The sequence below is a fragment of the Amycolatopsis japonica genome (assembly GCF_000732925.1).
Classification (GTDB): domain Bacteria; phylum Actinomycetota; class Actinomycetes; order Mycobacteriales; family Pseudonocardiaceae; genus Amycolatopsis; species Amycolatopsis japonica.
The window spans coordinates 2,126,898-2,148,946 of record NZ_CP008953.1 but is presented as its reverse complement, the minus strand read 5'-3'; the positions used below and the strand labels follow the sequence as shown (position 1 = coordinate 2,148,946).

The window sequence follows — 22,049 nt, the reverse complement described above, 5'->3', positions numbered from 1 at the left end:
CAGCGGCCTTATCCGAAGCAGTTATTTCTTGGCTTTTGTTCGGAGTACACCCTAGCACCTGCTCGAAACTGCCGTTTCAGCGGGGGTAGAGTTACCTCTCCGGTTCGGGACCACCCACTCTACCACCATCCGGTGGGAGCTTGGTTCGTGTTCCCGGCGGCCGCTCGGTTTCCCTGGCGACGAAGAGAACATTACACGGCCCGAAACCGGCGTTTACAGGGGGGTCCCTTTTTTCGCGCCGACGCTCTGACCTGCGTCGATCTGGTTCTCCCCCGGTACCGGCTCGCCGTGGGTCGCGACGACGGTCAGCACGACGAGGGCGGCGGCGAGCCCCGCGGTGATGTGGATGGGCGCCGGCGTGAAGGACGCGGCGAGTACGAGCACCGCGGTCACCGGGAAGCCGATCGCGATCGGACGGCATTCGTTGGTGGGCCCGATGTGCATGAGCCAGACACTCAACAGGTAGATCGCGACGGGCACGGTCGTCGCCATGGCGGCGGGCAGGGAAGCGACGTGCCCGGTGTGGGTGTCGTAGTCGACCGCCACTTCGAGGCCGGCACCGAGTGCGGCCGCCGAGGCGAAGATCAGGTAGTGCCCGTAGCCCCAGCTCGCGACGGTGAACAGGCTCTTCGCCTTCTCCAGCCGGGCGTGGCCCGGCTGGTCGAAGTACAGCCACCACAACGAGAAGACCAGCACGAGCCCGGCGGCGGCGAGCGAGATCAGGCTGCCGGTGTGCTCGCCCTCGTCCAGCCCTTCCTTGACCGCGGTGGTCGCGCCGAGGATGGATTCACCCAGCACGATGATCGTGAACAGGCCGTAGCGCTCGGCGATGTGATGCGGGTGCCAGCCCGTCCAGCGCTTGCGTTCGGCGATCACCGGGACCGCGAGTTCCGCCAGCAGAAGCAGGAAGAACGACGGCAGCGCCAGCGACTCCGGGAGGCCGAGGCGGACGACCCACAAGATCTGGACGATCGTGATGCCGATGGCGTACCGCAGCGCGGCCGGGCGGCATTCCGGATCGGTCCGCGCGGCACGCAGCCACTGCACGACCATCGCGAGCCGCATCAAGACGTAACCGGCGACGACGATCTTGAAGTCACCATCGAAGGCGGACGAGACACCGGCGGCGACGGTCAGTCCTCCCGCGATCTGCACCAGCGTCACCAGCCGGTACAGGACGTCGTCGGTGTCGAACGACGACGCGAACCAGCTGAAGTTCAGCCAGCCCCACCAGATCGCGAAGAACACCATCCCGAAGCTGAGCACCCCGTGCCCGATGTGGTTCTCGGCGATCGCGTGGTGCAGCCCGGCGGCGGCCTGCGCGACGGCGACCACGAAACACAGGTCGAACAACAGCTCCAGCGGGGTCGCGACCCGGTGCCCTTCACCGGAATCGCGCATGGTCATCGGCCGGTACCAGACCCGCAGCCGATTCCGCCGAACAGAACTCTCCGCCATCGTGCTCCTCGCAATCTCGATCTGCGGAGATCTTCGCAGCCGGATGCGGATGACACACGCGGAGAAACGCGCGGCGGGTGGGTCCGGGCCGGGTGCACCTCCCCAGGCGACCCGGCACGGACCCACCCGCGCGAATGCCTCACCGCGACCCGGCTCGCCAGTGGTGCTGAGCCGGCCGCCGCCGAACGGTCCCCCGCGGACGCCGACGGCTGTCCACCGGCTCGTGACCGTAGGTGTCCATTCCTGAGAACTCCGGACTCACCACGATCGCTCCGGCCGATCGATCCATCCCCGATCGATCGACAGAAATACCACTGTCGGTAGCCGAGTCACAGCGGTGAAGGCTCCGTTAGGTGTACCCGGTTGCTCTGAGTAGCACCAGAGGATGACTGCCTCCGTCACTCGGATGGAGCATCCGATCTTGCCGAACGTAGTCGTCGGCCCGTGCGAAGACTCAACCGCGTTGACTGTCGGCGGCAGCCCGCTCGGCTTCCTCCCGCTCAGTGAGCGAGCGTCGCTTCCTGCGCGCACGGAGTTCGATCACGGCGAGTAAGAGCGCCGAACTCGTCAACGCGGCGGCGCACAGCATCGCCGCGGTCAGCGCCGACGGATAGCCGCCGTTCGCGCCGAGCACCGCGTGGAAGACCGAGGCCAGCACGACGGTGCCGATCGCGGTGCCGATCCGTTGCCCGGTCTGCAACGCTCCTCCGGCCACTCCGGCCATCGACGTCGGGACGCATTCCAGCGTGAGCGTGGTGTTGGGCGAGATGACCATGCCGCCACCGACACCGGCGACGAGCAACGGCAACGCGAACCACCAGCCGGCCGCGGCTCCGGGATCCTGACCGGCGAGGACGGCGACCGTGACCATCCCGGCGATGACCATGACCAGTCCCGCGACGGTCAGCTTGCGGCCCCACTTCGGCACCAGCCTGCCCGCGATCGCCGCCGATACGGCCGAGCCGAGGGCGAAGGAGGTGACGGCGAGCCCGGATTGCAGTGGCGTGTAGCCGAGTCCTTGCTGGAAGAAGATGGCGAAGACCAGCCACATCCCGGTGAATCCGCTGAAGTACAGCGCGCCGACGGCGGCACCCGAGGCGTATCCCGGGGTGCTGGTGAACAGCCGGGTGTCGAGCAGCGGCGGACGACCACGCCGCACCATCGAGCGTTCCCAGCGCACGAACGCGAAGCCGAAGACGACCGCGACGACGAACAGCCACCACAGGCCGCCGAGCCCGCCCTGTTCGGATTCGATCAACGGAAGCAGCACCCCGAGCACGGCGACACCCAGCAGCATGATGCCGACGAAGTCGATCTCACCCCGCAGGCTTCTCGCCGGGGCCTCGGCCTTCGGCAGCCATCTCAAGGCCAGCGCGAACGCCAGGATCCCGATCGGCACGTTCACGTAGAAGACCCAGCGCCAGCCTTCCGGGTCACCGAAGACGGCGAGGATCACGCCGCCGAGCACCGGCCCGACCGCGGTCGAGATCCCTACGGTGGCGCCGAACATGCCGAACGCACGGCCGCGTTCGGCGCCGCGGAACAGGTCCTGGATCATCCCGCTGTTCTGCGGCGTCATCATGCCCGAGGCGAAACCCTGCAGGAGTCGCGCGATGATCAGCGTCGTCTCGTTCGGCGCCGCGCCGGCGAACGTGCTGGTCAGCACGAACGCGGCGAGCGCGAACAGGAACATGCGGCGACGGCCGAGCGCGTCGCCGAGCCTGCCGCCGGACACCAGCACCAGCCCGAAGGCCAGCGCGTAACCCGAAACCACCCACTGGATCCCGCCGCTCGACGCGCCGAGGTCCTTCTGGATCGACGGCAGTGCCGTGTTGACGATGCTGACGTCGAGCAGCCCCATGAACCCGGCGGCGAGGGAGACGGCGAGCGCCTTCCAGCGCCGGGGATCGGGTTCGTAGGTGGTCATCAGGTGCTGGCGGCGATCCCGGGGATGCCCTTGAGCTCACCGATCAGCATCGAGGTCACCTTGACCGGATAGTCGTAGAGCGCGAAGACCGTCTGGTTCTTGCCGACCAGCTTGAGGTGCACCGGGGTCTCGCCCTTGTGCGCCAGCAAGGTCTGCTTCAGCTCGCTGACCACCGACTGGTCGATCTTCTCCGCCGCGGCCAGCAGGACCAGCGGCAGATCGTCGTCGCCGTTGCCGACCTCGGACAGGTCGAGCGGCACGAGACCGCCGCCGAAGATGGACATCTTGTCCTCGCGCCAGTTCACCCGGCCCTTGACCAGGACCGCGTTGTCCTCGATGAGGTCGGCGGAGAACATCGCGTAGGACTTCGGGAAGTACAGCACCTCGAGCGAGGCGTCCATGTCCTCGATGGTGCAGATCGCCCAGGGCTCGCCCTTCTTGTTGACCCGGCGTTCCAGCGAGGTGATCAGCCCGGAGACGACCAGCTCACCTTCCTTCGGCGGGTCGGCGAGGATCGCGGCGATCGGCCTCGGCGCGTGTTTGCGCAGGATGCGTTCGGCGCCGTCCAGCGGATGCGCCGAGACGTACAGGCCGAGCATCTCCCGTTCGTAGGCCAGGAGCTGCTTGCGCGGGTACTCCTCTTCGCCGAACTTCAGATGCGCGAGCGGTGAAGAGGACGCCGCGGCTTCCGCGTCGTCGTCCCCGCCGAACCCGAAGAGGTCGAACTGGCCCATCGCCTCCTGGCGCTTGAGCGGGACCACGGCTTCGACCGCGTCCTCGTGGACCTGGATCATCGAAAGCCGCGTGTTGCCGAGCGAGTCGAACCCGCCCGCCTTGATCAGCGATTCGATGACCCGCTTGTTGCAGGCCACCAGCTCCGACTTGTCGAGGAAATCGGTGAAGGAGGAGTACTTCCCCTTCTCCTCGCGGGTCTTGATGATCGACTCGACGACGTTCGCGCCGACGTTGCGGACGGCACCCATGCCGAAGCGGATGTCCTCCCCGACGGCCGCGAACCTCAGCGCCGACTCGTTGACGTCCGGCGGGAGCACCTTGATCCCGAGGCGGCGGCACTCCGAGAGGTAGACCGCGGACTTGTCCTTGTTGTCACCCACCGAGGTGAGCAGCGCGGCCATGTACTCCGGCGTGAAGTTCGCCTTGAGGTACGCGGTCCAGTAGGAGATCAGGCCGTACGCGGCCGCGTGGCTCTTGTTGAACGCGTAACCGGCGAACGGGAGGATCGTGTCCCAGAGCGCCTTGATCGCCTCCGAGGAGAATCCGCCGGGAACCAGCTCGCTCGACTTCATGCCCTCTTCGAAGCCGACGAACTCCTTCTCGAGGACCTCCGCCTTCTTCTTACCCATGGCGCGGCGGAGCACGTCCGCGCGGCCCATGGAGTACCCGGCCACCTTCTGGCCGATGTGCATGATCTGCTCCTGATAGACGATCAGGCCGTAGGTGTCGGCCAGGATCTCCTTCAGGGGCTCTTCGAGCTCGGGGTGGATCGGTTTGACCTTTTGCCGCGCGTTCTTGCGGTCGGCGTAGTCGTTGTGCGCGTTCATGCCCATCGGGCCGGGGCGGTACAGCGCGCCCACCGCCACGATGTCGTCGAACACCGTCGGCTGCATCCGGCGGAGCAGGTCACGCATCGGCCCGCCGTCCAGCTGGAACACGCCGAGCGTGTCACCGCGGGAGAGCAGCTTGTACGTCTCCGGGTCTTCGACGCCGAGGGTGTCGAGGTCGATGTCGATCCCGCGGTTGGTCTTGATGTTGTCGATCGCGTCACCGATGACGGTGAGGTTCCGCAGGCCGAGGAAGTCCATCTTCAGCAGGCCGATGGCCTCGCACGACGGGTAGTCCCAGCCGGTGATGATCGAACCGTCGTCACGCTGCCACAGCGGGATGGCGTCGGTCAGCGGGTCGCACGACATGATGACCGCACAGGCGTGGACGCCGGCGTTGCGGATCAGGCCTTCGAGGCCGCGGGCGGTCTCGAAGATCGTCTTGCACTCTTCGTCGGTCTCGACGAGGGCGCGAACCTCGGCCGCTTCGCCGTAGCGCTCGTGCTTCGAGTCGACGATGCCCGAGAGCGGGATGTCCTTCGCCATGATCGGCGGCGGGAGCGCCTTCGAGATCCGGTCCGCGATCGCGTACCCCGGCTGGCCGAAGTGGACGCGGGCGGAGTCCTTGATGGCCGCCTTGGTCTTAATGGTGCCGAAGGTGATGACCTGCGCGACCTTGTCGACGCCGTACTTCTCGGTGGCGTAGCGGATCATCTCGCCGCGACGGCGGTCGTCGAAGTCGATGTCGATATCGGGCATCGAGACACGCTCGGGGTTCAGGAACCGCTCGAACAGCAGCTTCTGCGGGATCGGGTCCAGGTTGGTGATACCGAGGACGTACGCGACCAGCGAACCGGCGGCGGAACCACGGCCGGGGCCGACGCGGATGCCGACCTTGCGGGCGTAGTTGATGAGGTCGGCGACGATGAGGAAGTAGGCGGGGAAGCCCTTCCCGATGATGACGTCGAGCTCGATCTCGATGCGCTCGTTGTAGTACGGGTCCGGCACGCCGTCCGGGTACCGCCACTTGAGGCCGCGCGCGACCTCTTCCCGCAGCCAGGTGCCCTGGTCGTAGCCCTCGGGGACCTCGAAGAACGGCAGGCGGTCCTTGTGCGTGTACACGTCCTTGTAGGACTCGACGCGCTCGGCGATCAGCAGCGTCGAGTCGGCGGCGCCGGGGACCTCCTTGTCCCAGTACTCCCGCATGTCGGCGGCCGACTTCAGGTAGTAGCCGTCACCGTCGAACTTGAAGCGGTTCGGGTCGTTCAGCGTCTTGCCCGCCTGCACGCACAGCAGCGCGGAGTGGGTGTCGGCCTGGTCCTTGGTGACGTAGTGCGAGTCGTTGGTGGCCAGCGGTTTGAGGTCGAGCAGCTTCCCGACCTCGAGCAGGCCTTCACGGACCGACCGCTCGATCGGCAGCCCGTGGTCCATCAGCTCGAGGAAGAAGTTGTCGGCGCCGAAGATGTCCTTGTAGTCCGACGCCGCCTGGATCGCCTCGGTGCGCTGCCCCAGCCGGAGCCGCGTCTGCACCTCGCCCGAGGGGCAGCCGGTGGTCGCGATGATGCCGTGGTGGTTCTCCGCGATCAGCTCACGGTCCATCCGGGGCTTGCGGTAGTAGCCCTGCATGCTCGCCAGGGAGGAGAGCTTGAACAGGTTGCGCAGGCCGGTGGAATTCTCGGCGAGCATCGTCATGTGGGTGTAGGCACCACCACCGGAGACGTCACCGCCCTCACCGAACTCGTCGGCGCCGCGCTGGTTCGACTGGCCCCAGAAGACCGGCTTCTTGTGGAAGCGGCTCTCCGGCGCGATGTAGGCCTCGATGCCGATGATCGGCTTGAGGTCGTGTTTGACCGCCTGCTGGTAGAACTCGTCCGCGCCGTACATGTTGCCGTGGTCGGTCATGCCGACCGCGGGCATGCCCAGGCGCGCCGCCTCCTTGAACAAGGGGGCGATCTTCGCCGCACCGTCGAGCATCGAGTACTCGGTGTGCACATGCAGGTGGACGAAGGAATCGTTCGACACCAGCGAAAACCTCCCCTAGGCAGACGGATCCCTGGCTGCTTGACGCGGGCCGGTCCTCCCACCTTATGCGCCGAGGTTCTACGGCGCCCTACGGGGTTGGACGGCCTTCGCGCGCTGCCGAGTCTGCTCGTTCGGCGAGATCAAATCCAGCTGCCTCGCCGGAGCGATCACCACCCGAATGGGCGCGAAGCCCGCCTCGCCGGGTCAGCTCAGCCGGGCCAAGCGTTCGTTGATCACCTCCCTGTCGAACCACTCCGGATCGAAGCCGCGGCCGCCGAGTTCCTCGATCAGGTCTTCGTTGTCTTCGTCGTACGGATCACGCCGTGCCTCCAGCAACATCTCGTAACTCCGCTCGTCCTCGCATTCCGGCGGAGGCGCGGCGCGTTCGCCGCCGAGGCAGCTCGGCGCCTCGGGGAGGCCGACCAGCCGCTCGACGCGGATCCAGTGCCTCCAGCTCTCCGCCTCGTAGACGAGCCGGTGGCCTGGCGAGGTGACGACCTGGCCGAGTGTCACTTCGTCGTCGAAACGATCGCCATCACAGCTCTGCGCGTCGACGCTGAAGCCTCCGTACGGGGTCTCGAACCGGTGATACTCCCGTTCGTCACGGTCGAACGCGGCCGCGAGGATCCGGTGCAGTCCGGCGAGGGTGACGTCGGAGCGGACTTCGACCCTTCGCCAGATCGCGTCGTCCGGCTCGGCCAGGGCGACCGCCAGCCACAGCCCGGTGGCCGGCCCGGGCGAGGGCAGGACGAGCGGCAACGGATCGGCCGACGGTGTGCGCGGCAGCGGATCGTAGCCGGGAAGGCCGAGCCACCGGCGCAGCTGGGCCGCCCGCTCGGGCAGATCGGGCCTCGGATCTCGCCCCACCTTCAAGAGGTCGGGGATCCTCTCCCGAATCCAGGCGACGCTGTCCGCTTTGACGTTCAGCGCCGCTTCGACCTGGCTTCGGAACTCCTCGGGGGTCAGCGGTGCCTCGACCACCTCGAAGCCGTTGCGGAGCACCGCCAGGGCGTCCTCGGGGACGGGATGGAGCTCGATCACGTCGACCTCGCGACCGTTCACCACCACTTCGACGCCCACCGTGCGTTTGCCCGCGGTCAGTGTGGCGGCCAGGACCACCAGGTCCTGATCCGCCTGGCCCTGGACGACACAGCCGGACAGCTCGATCGGCCCGTGGAGCAGCTTCGGCCAGCGCTCCACCCTGGACACGTCCAGGGGCGCACGCGTCGGATGGGAGCGCTGGTGCTTCGGTCTTTTGGCGGGCTTGCGGCCGCGGCTGACGGGGGACACGGGACGAGTATCGCCATCGGCACCGACAGTTTCGGGGTCGTGAGCTGCGCCGATCGGAAAATGCTTGCCGACCTGGGCGTGGATGTGCAGACTGACCAGCCGCCAAGATCAACCGAACGCCCGGAGAGTTGATGATCGACCTGCAGGCCATGAACGAGCGCGTGATCGCGGAGTTCCGCGCGAACGGCCGCCACGGCGACGGTCTCCCGACCTTGCTGCTCACCACCACCGGTGCCCGCACCGGGCGACGGCACGTGACGCCGATGCTGTTCCTGGCCGACGACGACCGCTACATCGTCTTCGCCGCCAACGGGGGCGCGCCCGGGCATCCGGACTGGTACCGCAACCTGGTCTCGGAGCCGTCCGTCGACGTCGAGGCGGACGGAGAGGCCTTCGCCGCTCACGCGATCGAGGTCACCGGAGCGGCGCGGGACCGTCTGTTCGCGAAGCAGGCGAAGGCGTTCCCGAGGCTGGCCGAGCACCAGTCGAAGACCACGCGGCCGTTCCCGGTGATCGCGCTCAGCCGCGTATGACGTCCAGTGGGTCGTGAGTGGCGTTTCGGGTTCTAACCCGAAACGCCACTCACGACCAACGTGACCCCTGTGACGCTGGCCACCTCAACGCTGGAATCCGGTGTCACCACGGAACTCCGCGTCTACGAAGGTGCCCAGCACGGCTTCCCATTCTCGGGCGGATACACCCTCGACGAGGACCTCGCAGGCTGGATCGAGGCGCTCGGCTGATCGCTTGACAAAGCGTTGGACCGACCGCACGATCTCGTCTCATGAACCTGTCTGACAGCCAGACAGCCGGACACGGTGGTCCACGACGCGTCAGCGCGATGGAGGCCGTTCTGGCCCATCTCCGCGGCGCCATCGAGCGTGGCGAGTACCCCGTCGGCCAGAAACTGCCGTCGGAATCCGCGCTCGGCAAGGAGTTCGAAGTCAGCCGCTCGGTCGTCCGCGAAGCCTTGCGGGGACTGCAGGCACTCGGCCTCACCGTGTCCAAAACGGGCAAAGGGACCTTCGTGACCGCCACCGGACCGGTCGAGAACCCCACCTTCGGGACCTACTCGGCCCGCGACCTGTTCGAGGTCCGGCGGCACGTGGAGATCCCCGTCGCCGGATACGCGGCCGTGCGCCGCAGCACCGACGACCTGGACCTGCTCGGCCACCTCGTCGAGCGCATGGATCTCGAAACCGACAACACCGCGTGGGTGGCGCTGGACTCTCTCTTCCACATCACCATCGCGCAGGCCTCCGGCAATCCGGTGTTCGGCAAGGTCATCGAAGAGATCCGGGACGCACTGGCCCGCCAGTCGTCCTTTCTCAACCAATTGGGGGACCGTCGGACCCGCTCGAACACCGAGCACCGTGAGATCGTCACCGCCATCGCCTCCGGATCCGAAGCGGACGCCGTCGCGGCGATGACCTCCCATCTCGAACACGTCGAGAACGCGCTGACCACCATCGTGCGGCCGAGCCTCACGACGCACCAGAACAAGGACGACTGACACCGTGACCGAACAGACCCTCAGCGCGGACGGCAAAGCCGCGCCGGTGCCGGCCGACGCCGGTGACGCCGGCTACGACAAGGCGCTGAAACCCCGCCACGTCAACATGATCGCGATCGGCGGCGCCATCGGCACCGGCCTGTTCCTCGGCGCGGGCGGACGGCTCGCGCAGGCGGGCCCGGCACTCGCGATCGTGTACGCGGTCTGCGGCCTTTTCGCGTTCTTCGTGGTGCGCTCGCTCGGTGAACTCATCCTGTACCGCCCCTCCTCCGGCGCCTTCGTCTCCTACGCCCGGGAATTCATGGGTGAGAAAGGCGCTTTCGTCGCGGGCTGGATGCACTTCCTGAACTGGTCGACGACCGGGATCGCGGATATCACCGCGATCGCGCTGTACGCGCATTTCTGGTCGTTCTTCACCCCGATCCCGCAATGGGTGCTGGCGCTCGTCGCGCTCGCGGTGGTGCTGGCGCTGAACATGGTTTCGGTGAAACTGTTCGGCGAGATGGAGTTCTGGTTCGCCATCATCAAGGTCGCCGCGCTGGTGACGTTCATGGGGATCGGGATCTTCCTGCTGGTCACGCAGCAGCCGATCGACGGCAACACGCCGGGCTTCTCGCTGATCTCCGACCACGGCGGGATCTTCCCGGCCGGGGTGCTGCCGATGGTGCTGATCGTCCAGGGCGTCGTGTTCGCCTACGCCTCGGTCGAGCTGGTCGGCGTCGCCGCCGGCGAGACGGAGAACCCGCGCAAGATCATGCCGAAGGCGATCAACTCGATCATGTGGCGGATCGGGATCTTCTACGTCGGCTCGGTGATCCTGCTGGCGATGCTGATGCCGTGGGACGCCTACTCGAAGCAGGAAAGCCCGTTCGTCACCGTGCTCTCGCACATCGGAGTGCCGCAGGCCGGCAACGTGATGAACCTGGTGGTGCTGACCGCGGCGCTGTCCAGCCTGAACTCGGGCCTCTACTCCACCGGCCGCATCCTCCGGTCGATGTCGCTGGCGGGCTCCGCGCCGAAGTTCACCGGCGTGATGAACAAGAACCACGTGCCCTACGGCGGGATCCTGCTCACCTCGGCGGTTTGCGTGGTCGGTGTCGGCCTGAACGCGGTCGTGCCGAGCCAGGCCTTCGAGATCGTGCTGAACTTCGCCGCCGTCGGCATCCTCGGCACCTGGGCGATCATCGTGCTCTCGCATCTGTTGTTCGTCCGCAAAGCCAAGCTCGGCGAGGTCGAGCGGCCGTCGTACCGGCTGCCGCTCTCGCCCTACACCGAGATCGCGACGCTGATCTTCCTCGCCGCGGTCATCGTGCTGATGGGCTTCGACGAGGTCGGCCGCATCACCCTGTACTGCCTGCCGATCATCGGGCTCGCGCTGGTGGCGGGCTGGTTCGGGGTCCGCAAGCGGATCAACATGGACGTCTTCGAAAAGACGAAGCTGTGACCCCCGAGATCCGCGTGCCCGCGCACGAACCGCTGGTGCACCTCCTCCGCGACGGCATGGTCGAGGGGGTGCACCACGGTTCGGCCGTGGTGCTCGCGCCCGACGGCCGCGTGCTGTTCTCCGCGGGCGACGTCGAGGCGGCGTTCTATCCGCGTTCGGCGGCGAAACCCTTGCAGGCCACGGCGATGGCGCGGCTCGGCGTCGAGCTGAGCCCCGCCGGGTTCGCCGTCGGCGCGGCCAGCCACTCCGGTGAGGAGATCCATCTCGCGGAGGTGCTCAGGACCCTCGACGGCGCCGGGCTCACCGCGGAAGACCTTCGGACGCCGGAAGACCTGCCGTTCGACCCGGTCGAGCGCGACGCTTGGGTCGCTTCGGGACGAAGCGCGTCGAGGCTGGCGCATAACTGTTCCGGCAAACACGCGGCGATGCTCGCCACCTGCCGCCTGCACGGATGGTCCACAAAGGACTATCTGGACGCCGCGCATCCGCTGCAGCGCGCGATCGCGGAATGCGTCGAGGAGCTGACCGGACAGCGGATCCCGAAGGTCGCCGTCGACGGCTGTGGCGCTCCCCTGTTCGCGGTGTCGCTGCGCGGGCTCGCCCGTGCGGTGGGCAAGATCGCCGCGGCGTCGCCGGGAACCCCGGAAGGCCTTGTCGCCGAAGGGATCCGGAAGCATCCGGAACTGGTCGCCGGCACGCGTCGCGACGTCACCGCGCTCATGCGCGCGGTCCCCGGCCTGATCGCCAAGGACGGTTTCGAAGCCGTCCAGGTCGCCGCGCTCCCGGACGGGACGGCGATCGCGATCAAGATCGCCGACGGCGGGGACCGCGCCCGCCGTCCGGTGCTCGCCGCCGCGCTCGCGTTGTGCGGCGTCGATCCGAACGTGCTGGAGCCCACCCCCGGACTGCGCGTGACCGGCGCGCTGGCCGAACTCGACCTCGCCGCCTGAGGAGCCTTCGATGCACCGCGTGGAACACGATCTGCTGGGGGACAAGGAAGTCCCCGCCGACGCCTACTGGGGCGTGCACACCGCACGGGCCAGGGAGAACTTCCCCATCACCGGCACCGCGATCTCCGCGTATCCGCATCTGATCGAGGCGCTCGCCTCGGTCAAGGAGGCCGCCGCCCACGCCAACGCCGACCTGGGGCTTCTGGAGCCGGACGTCGCCGACGCGATCCGCCGGGCGTGCCGTGAGATCCGCGAAGGCGCGCTGCACGACCAGTTCGTCGTCGACGTCATCCAGGGCGGCGCGGGCACCTCGACGAACATGAACGCCAACGAGGTGATCGCGAACCGCGCGCTCGAACTGCTCGGGCTCGAGAAGGGCGATTACGCCCGCGTGCACCCGAACGAGCACGTGAACCTCGGGCAGTCGACCAACGACGCGTACCCGACCGCGGTCAACGTCGCGACGATCATCGCCGTGCGCGAGTTGGCCGAGGCGATGATCGTGCTGGAGCAGGCTTTCGCGGCCAAGGCCGTCGAGTTCCACGATCTGCTGAAGATGGGCCGCACGCAGTTGCAGGACGCCGTCCCGATGACACTGGGGCAGGAATTCGGCACCTACGCGGTCATGCTCGGCGAAGACCGGCTGCGGCTCACCGAGGCGGTGACGCTGCTGCACGAGATCAACCTCGGCGCGACCGCGATCGGCACCGGGCTCAACGCCGCGCCCGGGTACGCCGAAGCCGCCGTCGCGCACCTTCGCGAGATCACCGGCCTGCCCGTCGTGTCCGCCGCGGACCTCATCGAGGCAACGCAGGATTGCGGCGCGTTCGTGCACCTTTCGGGCGTGCTCAAGCGGATCGCGGTGAAACTTTCGAAGAGCTGCAACGATCTTCGGCTGCTCTCCTCAGGGCCGCGGGCGGGGCTCAACGAGATCAACCTGCCACCGGTGCAGGCGGGGTCGTCGATCATGCCCGGCAAGATCAACCCGGTCATCCCCGAGGTGGTCAACCAGGTCGCGTTCGAGGTCATCGGCAACGACGTCGCGGTCACGATGGCGGCCGAGGCCGGGCAGTTGCAGCTCAACGCGTTCGAGCCGCTGATCCTGCACTCGCTCTCGGAGAGCATCACGCATCTGCGGTCGGCCTGCCTGGTGCTGGCGGAACGCTGTGTCTCCGGGATCACCGCGAACGCCGGCGTGATGCGGGGCTACGTCGAGAACTCCATCGGACTGGTGACCGCGTTGAACCCGAGCATCGGGTACGCGGCCGCGACCGAGATCGCCAAGGAGGCCCTGGAGACCGGGCGCGGCGTGGCGGAACTCGTCGTCGAGAAGGGCCTTCTGCCCGCCGAGGAACTGGCGAAACTGCTGAAGCCGGAGACGCTCGCCCGGCTTTCCTGAGACCAGCGGGGCGGTACCGGGCGGTCCGCCCCGCGCCAGTGTCATGAAAGTGGCTTTCAGGACATTTTCCGTCCTGAAAGCCACTTTCCTGACATGCGGGTACGGTCGTAAGCGGAAGGTGATCCTCCGCACGAAAGGCGGCCCGCGTGCTCGACCGACTTCTCGACCGGTACCTCGGCCTCCCACCCGCCGAGGGCCCCGCCCCGTCGGTGACGAAGGCGATCCCCGTCCCGATGCCCGACGGCGTCCGCCTGCTGGCGGATCGCTACGCCGTTCCGGGCGACGAGCCCCGGCCGGTCGTGCTGATCCGCACGCCGTACGGCCGCAAGGGCGTGATGGGCAAGATCTTCGGCGAGACGTTCGCCCGGCACGGGCTGCAGGTGGTCCTCCAGAGCACTCGCGGGACCTTCGGCTCGGGCGGCGAATTCCGGCCGTTCCACCTGGAGAAGGAGGACGGCCTCGCCACCGTCGCCTGGCTGCGTGACCAGCCGTGGTGCGACGGCCGGGTCGCGATGGCCGGCGCGAGCTACCTCGGCCATACGCAATGGGCCGTCGCGCCGTACCTCGACGAGCCACTCGAGGCCCTTTGCCTCGGTGTCACCGCGTCGGAATTCGTCTCGACGTTCTATCCCGGCGGGATCCTCGCGGTCGACAACATGGTGTCGTGGTCGGCGCTGATCGGACGGCAGGAAGGCCGGTTCGCCGGTCTGCCGAATCCCTGGCAGACGAAGAAGACCCGCCGGGCCATGGCACATCTGCCGGTTTCCGGCGCGGACGTCGCGGCCATCGGCAAGCAGGTGCGGTTCCTGCAGGACGTCTCCCGGCACGCCGAACCCGGCGACGATTTCTGGGCGCCGTCGGACCACAGCGCCGAGGTCGCCGCCCTGCGGACACCGGTGAGCATGGTGACCGGCTGGTACGACCTGTTCATCTCCGCCCAGCTGCGCGACTTCAAGGAGCTCGCCGCGGCCGGACGCGAACCGCGGATCACCATCGGACCGTGGGCGCACGGTGAGCCCGCCAGCCTGAAAACCCTGATCACCGACCAGATCGGCTTCCTCTCCGCGCATCTCCTCGGCGATCGCGCGCCCCTGAGGCAGTCGCCCGTGCGCCTGTATCTCCAGGGCTCCGGACGCTGGCTGGACTCCGAAAGCTGGCCGCCGGAATCCGACGCCATCCCGTACTTCCTGCGCCCTGGCGGGCTTTCCGTCGCCGACCCCGTCGAGTCGAAGCCCGGCACGTTCACCTTCGATCCGGCCGATCCCACCCCGACCGTCGGCGGCCCGTTGCTGTCGGGCGTGCAGAAACAACAGGACAACAAGGAAGTCGAAGAGCGGCGGGACGTGCTCCTCTTCACCGGTGACGTGCTGGAGCGCGATCTCGACGTCATCGGCGAGATCTCCGCACTGGTGCACGTCCGGACCGACCTCGGGCACGGCGACGTGTTCGTCCGGCTGTGCGATGTGGACCGTCGCGGTGTCTCCCGCAATGTGACCGACGGCGTCCTCCGCCTGCGCCCCGGCGGTCCGGGGTCCGATGTGGACGGTGTGGTCGCGGCCGAGATCCTGCTCGACCCGACGGCCTACCGGTTCCGGCGCGGCCACCGGCTGCGGGTGCAGGTCGCGGGCGGAGCGTTCCCTCGCTTCGCCCGCAACCACGGCACCGACGAACCGGTGTTCAGCGCGGTGGACGGGAAACCCGCGCGGTTCGAGATCTTCCACGACCCCGCGCACCCGTCCCGGATCACGCTCCCGGTGTTCGCCGGATAGGCCGGAGCGCCTCAGCCACCGGCGAGCTTCTTGATCTCGTAGTCGGGCACGTTCACACCCACGGCGAGGCTCGGGCTCCAATCGATACCGAGCTCTTCGGCGGCACGCTGCGCCTTGATCGCGCCCTTCCGGCCTTCGTAAGTCGACCACGGGTTGAACTTCACGAAGGCCGGCTTCGGATCGGAGGCTTTCCACACCGAGACGAGCACGGTTCTGAGCACCTCGCCCGTGACCACGTACCCGAACGGAACCTCGGCATCGACGATGACACCGGCCGTCAAGCCGTCCTGGTTCTCGCCCACCTCGACCTGGAGGAACTCGGGACGCGCGGCCCGCACCGCGTCGGCGACAGGCCCGACACCGGTCATGGTGGCCGTGGGGGCGGGAGCCTGTTTTTTCTCGGGAATGAACAGTGCGCATCCGCTCAGCAGCAGCGCCAGGGCGGTCACCATCGTGAGCCGTCGGATCACGGCACGACCCGCTGGTGCGTGGTCAGCCTGCCGTCGTCGTGCAGCACGTGGAACAGCAGCGACGGCGGCAGGTCGTAGTCGATGGGACCGCCCTCGCTCCAGTGCCGGAGACCGTTCTCCTCCCACGGGAACAGGATGCTCGACCCGACCGAGGGCGCCGACCGCAGCGGCACGCCGGCGAACGTCGTCGACGCCGCGGTGTGGACGTGCCCGCAGAGCAGGGCGACCACGCGCGGGTGGCGGGAGAGCACTTCCGCCAGCTTGTCCTCGCCGTACTGGCGCATCGCGTCCACCAGCGGCAGGCCGAGCGGGACCGGCGGGTGGTGGAAGGCGATGAAGGCGGGGCCGTCCCCGTCGGCGAGGACGCTGTCCAGCCAGGCCATGGTCTCGTCGTCGAACTGCCCGTCCGGTTTGCCCGGGATACTCGAATCGGCCATGACGAACGTGACGTCGCCGACGGTGTGCGCCACGTTGACCGGGGATTCGTCCGGCGCCTGCCCGAGCAGCCCTTCCCGGAACGGGCCGCGCTTGTCGTGATTGCCGGGGCAGGTGAACAGCGGAGTCTCGGTCTTGAAGAGCTCGGCCGCGCGCCGGTACTCCTCGACGGTGCCGTGGTCGGAGATGTCACCGGTCACGAGGATCGCGTCGACCGGTGTCGCCAAGCCCTCCAGGTACCGCATGACCCGCGCCGTCCGTTCGTCGGCGCGGTCCCCGCCGTCGAGATGGTTGTCGCTCAGATGTGCCGTCACGAACATCGTGTCACCCCATGTCGTCCAGATATGCCAACGTTTTCACCCAGTTCCGCCCGAGCAGCCCGACGGCCGCCTCGACGTCCGCGGCGCGGATCGCCTCGGCGATCCGGTGGTGCTCATCGATACTCTCCCTCGAACGCTCGACGCCACCGAAATAGCGCGCGTCGTAGCGTTTCAACAGCGGCTTCGTCTGCTCCAGCAACCGCAGCAGATGCGGGTTCGTGCAACGCGAGACGAGCAGCGCGTGCCATCGATCATCCAAAGTGGACAGATCGCCCTGCCGCCCGAGTTCCTCGGCCATCTCGTCGGCGATCCGGTCCAGGCCGCCGGTGAGCCCGGCGAGGTCCTGCGGCGAACTCCAGCGCAACGCGAGCGATTCCAGCTCCGCGACGAGCGGGTACAGCTGCCGGGCCTCGTCCGGATCGAACGGCGGCACGAGGAAGCCCCGGTTCGGCGCCGAGACGAGCAGACCACGATCGGCCAGCCCGATCAGCGCTTCACGCAACGGGGTGCGGCTGACGCCCAGCTCGCGGGCGAGGTGCACCTCGTTGATGCGGCTGTCCGCGGCGATCCGGCCGTCGAGCACGCGAGCGGTGATCTCCTCCGCGAGGTCGCGGCGGAGCAGGTTCCTCGTCATCGGTGCAGTATTGCATGCACTTCAGCCGTACTGTATTCAGTTAGGCATGACGGACTTCGATGTGCACCGCGCTCGCACCGAAACCCCTGGTTGTGCGGAGGTGGTCCATCTCAACAACGCCGGATCGTCGCTGCCACCCGCGCGGGTGACCGACACCGTCGTCGACTATCTGCGCGAAGAGGCCCTGATCGGTGGATACGAGCAGGCCGCGGCAACCGTGGAGCGGATGAACGGCGTCTACGCGTCGGCCGCCCGGCTCGTCGGCGCCGACCCCGCCGACATCGCCCTGACTGACAACGCGACCCGATCCTGGCAGGCGGTCTTCTACGCGCTGCCGTTCGCCGCCGGAGACCGGATCCTGACGGCGAAATCCGAGTACGCGAGCAACGTCATCTCCTTCCTGCAGATCGCGAAGCGCACCGGCGCCGTCGTCGAGGTGGTCGACAACGACGAGTCCGGACAACTGGACGTCGAGGACCTCAAGCGCCGCATCGACGGCGATGTCAAGCTGATCGCCGTCTCGCATGTGCCGACCCAGGGCGGGCTGGTGAACCCGGCCGAGGAGATCGGCGCGGTGGCCAGGGCGGCCGGGATCCCGTTCCTGCTGGACGCGTGCCAGAGCGCCGGCCAGATCGACCTCGACGTCGCGCGCCTGAACTGCGACGCGCTCAGCGTGACCGGCCGCAAGTACCTGCGCGGCCCGCGCGGCACCGGATTCCTCTACGCGCACCCGCGACTGCGTGAACGCGTCGAGCCCGCGATGCTCGATCTTCACTCGGCGGCGTGGACGACGCCCGAAAGCTACGAAGTCGATCCGACGGCGAAGATGTTCGAGGTCTGGGAACGCGATCACGCCGCCCTGCACGGTCTCGGCGCGGCGATCGACTACGCCCTCGAATGGGGCATGCCCGCCATCGAAGCCCGCGTCGCCGCGCTCGCGGCGAAACTGCGTGACGCGCTCCGCGAGATCCCCGGCGTCCGTGTCCACGACCAGGGTGTGCGGCAGTGCGGGATCGTCACGTTCAGCGTGGCGAAAACGCCGTCGCAGGACGTGAAACAGCGCCTGGCCGCGGCGAAGATCAACGTCAGCGTCACCGAGGCGACGTCCGCCCAGTTCGACTTCGCCGAGCGCGGACTGCCGCCGCTGGTCCGGTCTTCGGTGCACTACTTCAACACCGAAGACGACATCGCGCTCCTCGTCGGCGAAGTCGGGAAACTGGCCTAACGGCGGGAAAGCAGCGAATCGGACGGCGGGGCGTACGGCAGCCCCGTCGTCTTCGCGCGTTTGGCGATCACCAGCGCCTCCCCCAGCAGGCTGACGCCGATCGACAGCGTCACCGGCCGGGCGTCGGGATGCGCCCCAGCCGTGGTGGCCAGGAACCCGATCCCGAAGTTCACCAGCAGCGAGAGCACCCAGACGCCGAACGTCCAGCCGGTGTAGCGCAGCCACAGCACGCCGTCGCGCTCGAACAGTTTCGTGGTGGTGGCCCGCACCGCGCCGAGACCGCATCCGACCGCGGACCCCAGCGCGAGCCAGAGACCGTCGGTGAAGGTGAAGATCTCCAGTTTGACCAAGCCGTAGACACCGATCCCGAGCAGGATCACCGGCGCCCCGAACACCTCCCGGGCCACCAGCGGCTCGCCGCGCAGCCTGCGCACGATGAGCACGATCACCGCGGCGACCACCAACGCGATCAGCAACCAGGTCCGCATGAACTCCCCCTTTGTAGCATGAATGTGCCAAATAAAATAGCAAGGTCGTGCTATAAAGACAACGTGCCCAAGATCGTCGACCCGGAAGCCCGCCGCCTGGAGATAGCCGAAGCCGTCTTCCGGGTGATCCAGCGGGACGGCCTCGCGCAGGCGTCGCTCAGGAGCGTGGCCGAGGAGGCCGGTCTCGCGATCGGTTCGGTGCGGCATTACTTCGGCGGCCACGACGAGCTGATCGTGTTCGCCATGCGCGCACTCGGCGACCGGCTGGAGGCGCGACTGGCGGGGCACATCCCCGTTCTGCTCGACCCCGCGACACCACGTTCACGGCGACAGGAAGCCACCGAGGCGTTCCTCGGCGAACTGCTTCCGCTCACCGAGCAGACCCGGGCCGAAGCCGACGTCTGGCTGGCGTTCTCGGCCGCCGCGAAGAACCGGCCAGACCTCGCGGAGGAGGCCAAGCGCATGTACGAGGGAGTCCGGTTCCTCGTCCGCCGGGTACTCGAGGGCGCGAACGAAGCGGGCGGTCTGCTCGCCGACGTCGACTTGAACGTCGAGACCGAGCGGCTCGCCGCGCTGCTGGACGGGCTCGCGGTGTCGGCGGGCCGGACTTCACCGGAGCTGATGCGCACGGTGCTCCGGCGGCACCTGGAAACCCTGCGGCGCCCAGGATGAGCACCTTCTACGAAATCGCCGCCCAGGAGCCCGGCCGCGTCGCGGTGATCGACGTCGACGGCCGCGAGACGACCTTCGACGAACTTTCGGCGCGGGCGAATCAGCTGACCCACGCCTTGCGGGCACTCGGTCTCGGTGAGGGCGACGGCGTCGTCGCGATCATCCACAATGGACTCACCTACTACGAGCTCCTGCTGGCGACGTTGCAGGCGGGGATGTATTTCACGCCGGTCAACCACCGGTCCTCACCCGCCGAGATCGCCTACATCGCGGCCAACAGCGGCGCCAAGGTCGCCGTCGCGGACGCGGACATCGCGGCGACGTGCACCGCGGAACTGTCCGGCCTGCACCGGTTTTCGCGCGGCGAGACACCCGGCTGGGCCGAGTACGCGGCTTGGGGAACGGACCTGCCCACGACCACGCCGGAGCGGCGGACCGCCGGCCAGACGATGCTCTACACGTCCGGGACCACGGGGCGCCCCAAAGGCGTCCGGCGCGCCCTTTCCGGGCAACCGCCCGCACTGCACCCGATCCACGCGCACACCCTCGAACGCCTGGACGTCCGGCCGGGGCACGGCGTGCACCTCGTCGCCTGCCCGCTCTACCACGCGGCGCCCGGGATGTTCTCGACCGCGACCCTGCACCTCGGGCACACGCTCGTCCTGATGGACCGGTTCGACGCCGCGGAAACGCTGCGGCTCACCGAAAAGCACCGCGTGACGAGTACGCATCTGGTGCCCACGATGTTCCACCGCCTGCTGCGGCTGCCCGAGGACGTGTGTGCGCGCCACGACCTGTCGAGCCTGACGTCGGTGATCCACGGAGCCGCGCCGTGCCCCCGGGAGGTCAAGGAGCGGATACTCGCCTGGCTCGGCCCGGTGGTCCACGAGTACTACGGCGCCTCCGAGGGGCTGATCACGGCGGTGCACGCGCGCGAATGGCTCGCCGCACCGGGCACTGTCGGCAAGCCATTGGACGGCGTGCGGGTCAAGGTTCTCGACGACGACGGCCGCGAACTCCCCGCGGGCGAAGCCGGGATGCTCTATTTCAGTTCCGCGCACACGAGATTCGACTATCACGGCGATCCGGGCAAGACGGCCGCCGCGCGATCCGGGGAGTTCGTGACCGTCGGGGACGTCGGCTATCTCGACGCCGAGGGGCGGGTGTTCCTGTGCGACCGGCGGACGGATCTCATCCTTTCCGGTGGCGTGAACATCTATCCGGCCGAGATCGAAGCGCGGCTGCTGAGCCATCCCGACGTCGCCGACGTCGCGGTGATCGGCGAGCCTGATCCCGAATGGGGCCAACGCGTCGTCGCCGTCGTGCAGCCGACCGAGGGCGTCACCGGGGATCCCGCGCTGGCGAAACGACTCGAAGAGCACTGCCGGGCCGAGCTCGCCGGGTTCAAAACGCCGCGCCGGTTCGACTTCCGGGACCGGCTGCCGCGGACGGAGAGCGGCAAGATGCTGCGGCGGACACTTCGGGCGGAATGAACGACCCTTTCGGGCAGTGCCGATCGCGGTACCGTTCGCTCATGCGCCTGCGGTCCGTGACCACGCTGCTCGCCACACTCGTCCTCGCGCTCGCCGTCCCCGCGACGGCCGAGGCGACCCCCGGATCCGGGGTGACCGGGACGATCTTCCAGCAGCGGACGGTCGGGAACACCGACTACGTGCTGCGCGAGGTCGTCATCCAACCCGGTGGCTACACCGGCTGGCACTATCACGACGGAAAGCTTTACGCGTACGTGAAAGCAGGCACGCTGACGCACAACTCGGCCGACTGCGGGCTCGACGGCCTGTACCGGAAGGGCGCCGTCTTCACCGAGCCGAGCGACACCGTCCACATCGGACGAAATCTCGGGACGACACCGGTCGTACTGGAGGTGCTCTACGTGCTGCCACACGGGAGCCCGCTCTCGCAGGACGCGCCGAATCCGGGTTGCCCGTTCTAGGGTCCGAACCAGCCGGCGACGTCGAGGCGGAAGCCGTCCGACGGCACCATCGTGCGAAGGTCGGCTTCGAGCGCGCGGACCCTGTCGATGCCCAACGTGTCCGCCCACTCCTTGCGCAACTCGTCGAAGATCGCCGCCGACCGGCCGAGTGAGTCGAACCCGCGGCTGGTGAGCCGCACGACCTTGCGCCGCGCGTCGGCCGGGTCGTCGACGCGCGCGACGTAGCCGAGATGCTCCAGTCTGTCGACGGTCTTGCCCGCCGCCTGTTTGCTGACCCCGAGCCGCCGCCCGATCTCGCTCGCCGTCGCGCCTTCGCGGCCGATCGCCTGCATGGCGAAGCCGTACGCCGGCCGGGCGTCGGGATGTCCCTGCTCGGCGAGCTCGGCGTGCAGCCGGTCGATGATCGAGCGGAAGCCCGCGAACAGCAGGAGCGGCAGCTCGAAGCCGGGAGTTTCGCGAACCCGCTTGCCAGATTCGACAACCTGGTTTACCTTTTCGTCAACCACGTTGACCATCT

General features: G+C 68.1%; 20 protein-coding genes. 11 read left to right on the top strand and 9 right to left on the bottom strand.

The genetic code is table 11. The features are described from left to right. Positions 1–213: 213 nt before the first annotated feature. From AJAP_RS10465 to AJAP_RS10450, 4 genes are all read right to left on the bottom strand, one after another. Positions 214–1,458, bottom strand: coding sequence for a low temperature requirement protein A (locus AJAP_RS10465; RefSeq protein WP_038510098.1), 1,245 nt, complete (start codon positions 1,456–1,458; stop codon positions 214–216). 454 nt (positions 1,459–1,912) lie between these two features. After that, the gene (locus tag AJAP_RS10460; protein ID WP_038510095.1) at positions 1,913–3,385 is read right to left on the bottom strand and encodes an MFS transporter; all 1,473 of its coding nucleotides are present in this window, start codon (positions 3,383–3,385) and stop codon (positions 1,913–1,915) included. Beyond that, the gene (gene dnaE, locus AJAP_RS10455) at positions 3,385–6,969 is read right to left on the bottom strand and encodes a DNA polymerase III subunit alpha (RefSeq protein WP_038510093.1); all 3,585 of its coding nucleotides are present in this window, start codon (positions 6,967–6,969) and stop codon (positions 3,385–3,387) included. Before dnaE ends, AJAP_RS10460 begins: the two co-directional genes overlap by 1 nt. 204 nt (positions 6,970–7,173) lie before the next feature. After that, positions 7,174–8,259: a plasmid pRiA4b ORF-3 family protein gene (locus AJAP_RS10450; protein ID WP_228694905.1), complete on the bottom strand. Its 1,086-nt coding sequence runs from the start codon at positions 8,257–8,259 to the stop codon at positions 7,174–7,176. A gap of 131 nt (positions 8,260–8,390) precedes the next feature. Here AJAP_RS10450 and AJAP_RS10445 point away from each other — a divergent pair, with 131 nt between their 5' ends. From AJAP_RS10445 to AJAP_RS10420, 7 genes are all read left to right on the top strand, one after another. Further along, on the top strand, positions 8,391–8,792 hold the full coding sequence (locus AJAP_RS10445; RefSeq protein WP_038510089.1) for a nitroreductase/quinone reductase family protein: 402 nt from the start codon (positions 8,391–8,393) through the stop codon (positions 8,790–8,792). 69 nt (positions 8,793–8,861) lie between these two features. Next, positions 8,862–9,002, top strand: coding sequence for a hypothetical protein (locus AJAP_RS44340; RefSeq protein ID WP_167551709.1), 141 nt, complete (start codon positions 8,862–8,864; stop codon positions 9,000–9,002). 98 nt (positions 9,003–9,100) lie between these two features. After that, positions 9,101–9,772: a FadR/GntR family transcriptional regulator gene (locus tag AJAP_RS10440; RefSeq protein WP_038510086.1), complete on the top strand. Its 672-nt coding sequence runs from the start codon at positions 9,101–9,103 to the stop codon at positions 9,770–9,772. Positions 9,773–9,776: 4 nt separating this feature from the next. Next, entirely contained in the window at positions 9,777–11,216 is a 1,440-nt protein-coding gene (locus AJAP_RS10435; RefSeq protein ID WP_038510083.1) for an amino acid permease, read from the top strand. Beyond that, on the top strand, positions 11,213–12,166 hold the full coding sequence (locus AJAP_RS10430; protein ID WP_038510080.1) for an asparaginase: 954 nt from the start codon (positions 11,213–11,215) through the stop codon (positions 12,164–12,166). Before AJAP_RS10435 ends, AJAP_RS10430 begins: the two co-directional genes overlap by 4 nt. A 10-nt stretch (positions 12,167–12,176) precedes the next feature. After that, a complete protein-coding gene (aspA, locus tag AJAP_RS10425; RefSeq protein WP_038510077.1) occupies positions 12,177–13,565 on the top strand; it encodes an aspartate ammonia-lyase in 1,389 nt (462 codons plus the stop codon). Positions 13,566–13,711: 146 nt separating this feature from the next. Next, positions 13,712–15,334, top strand: coding sequence for a CocE/NonD family hydrolase (locus AJAP_RS10420; protein WP_038510074.1), 1,623 nt, complete (start codon positions 13,712–13,714; stop codon positions 15,332–15,334). Between the two features lie 11 nt (positions 15,335–15,345). Here AJAP_RS10420 and AJAP_RS10415 read toward each other — a convergent pair whose 3' ends face one another. Genes AJAP_RS10415 through AJAP_RS10405 form a run of 3 tightly spaced genes read right to left on the bottom strand, consistent with a single transcriptional unit; the run spans position 15,346 to position 17,193 of the window. Then, the gene (locus AJAP_RS10415; protein ID WP_038510071.1) at positions 15,346–15,804 is read right to left on the bottom strand and encodes a hypothetical protein; all 459 of its coding nucleotides are present in this window, start codon (positions 15,802–15,804) and stop codon (positions 15,346–15,348) included. Next, the gene (locus AJAP_RS10410) at positions 15,801–16,559 is read right to left on the bottom strand and encodes a metallophosphoesterase (protein ID WP_038510068.1); all 759 of its coding nucleotides are present in this window, start codon (positions 16,557–16,559) and stop codon (positions 15,801–15,803) included. Before AJAP_RS10410 ends, AJAP_RS10415 begins: the two co-directional genes overlap by 4 nt. Positions 16,560–16,563: 4 nt before the next feature. After that, positions 16,564–17,193: a GntR family transcriptional regulator gene (locus AJAP_RS10405; protein ID WP_038510065.1), complete on the bottom strand. Its 630-nt coding sequence runs from the start codon at positions 17,191–17,193 to the stop codon at positions 16,564–16,566. Between the two features lie 46 nt (positions 17,194–17,239). On the opposite strand from AJAP_RS10405, the gene AJAP_RS10400 reads away from it, so the two are divergent. After that, on the top strand, positions 17,240–18,418 hold the full coding sequence (locus AJAP_RS10400; RefSeq protein ID WP_038510063.1) for an aminotransferase class V-fold PLP-dependent enzyme: 1,179 nt from the start codon (positions 17,240–17,242) through the stop codon (positions 18,416–18,418). Here AJAP_RS10400 and AJAP_RS10395 read toward each other — a convergent pair. Further along, on the bottom strand, positions 18,415–18,906 hold the full coding sequence (locus AJAP_RS10395) for a hypothetical protein (RefSeq protein ID WP_038510061.1): 492 nt from the start codon (positions 18,904–18,906) through the stop codon (positions 18,415–18,417). The two genes, AJAP_RS10400 and AJAP_RS10395, sit on opposite strands and share 4 nt — an antisense overlap. 63 nt (positions 18,907–18,969) lie before the next feature. Between AJAP_RS10395 and AJAP_RS10390 the strand changes: the two genes are divergently transcribed. From AJAP_RS10390 to AJAP_RS10380, 3 genes are read left to right on the top strand one after another with little or no spacing between them, the layout of a single operon-like run. Then, positions 18,970–19,578 (top strand): TetR/AcrR family transcriptional regulator, encoded by a 609-nt coding sequence (locus tag AJAP_RS10390; protein ID WP_038510059.1) that lies wholly within the window; start codon positions 18,970–18,972, stop codon positions 19,576–19,578. Beyond that, positions 19,575–21,071: an AMP-binding protein gene (locus AJAP_RS10385; RefSeq protein WP_038510057.1), complete on the top strand. Its 1,497-nt coding sequence runs from the start codon at positions 19,575–19,577 to the stop codon at positions 21,069–21,071. The genes AJAP_RS10390 and AJAP_RS10385 overlap by 4 nt, the downstream gene beginning before the upstream one ends. Positions 21,072–21,112: 41 nt before the next feature. Further along, entirely contained in the window at positions 21,113–21,532 is a 420-nt protein-coding gene (locus tag AJAP_RS10380; protein WP_038522780.1) for a cupin domain-containing protein, read from the top strand. On the opposite strand, the gene AJAP_RS10375 is transcribed toward AJAP_RS10380, so the two are convergent. Beyond that, positions 21,529–22,047, bottom strand: a complete 519-nt coding sequence (locus AJAP_RS10375) for a MarR family winged helix-turn-helix transcriptional regulator (protein ID WP_038510054.1) — start codon at positions 22,045–22,047, stop codon at positions 21,529–21,531. The genes AJAP_RS10380 and AJAP_RS10375 overlap by 4 nt on opposite strands. Positions 22,048–22,049 lie beyond the last annotated feature (2 nt).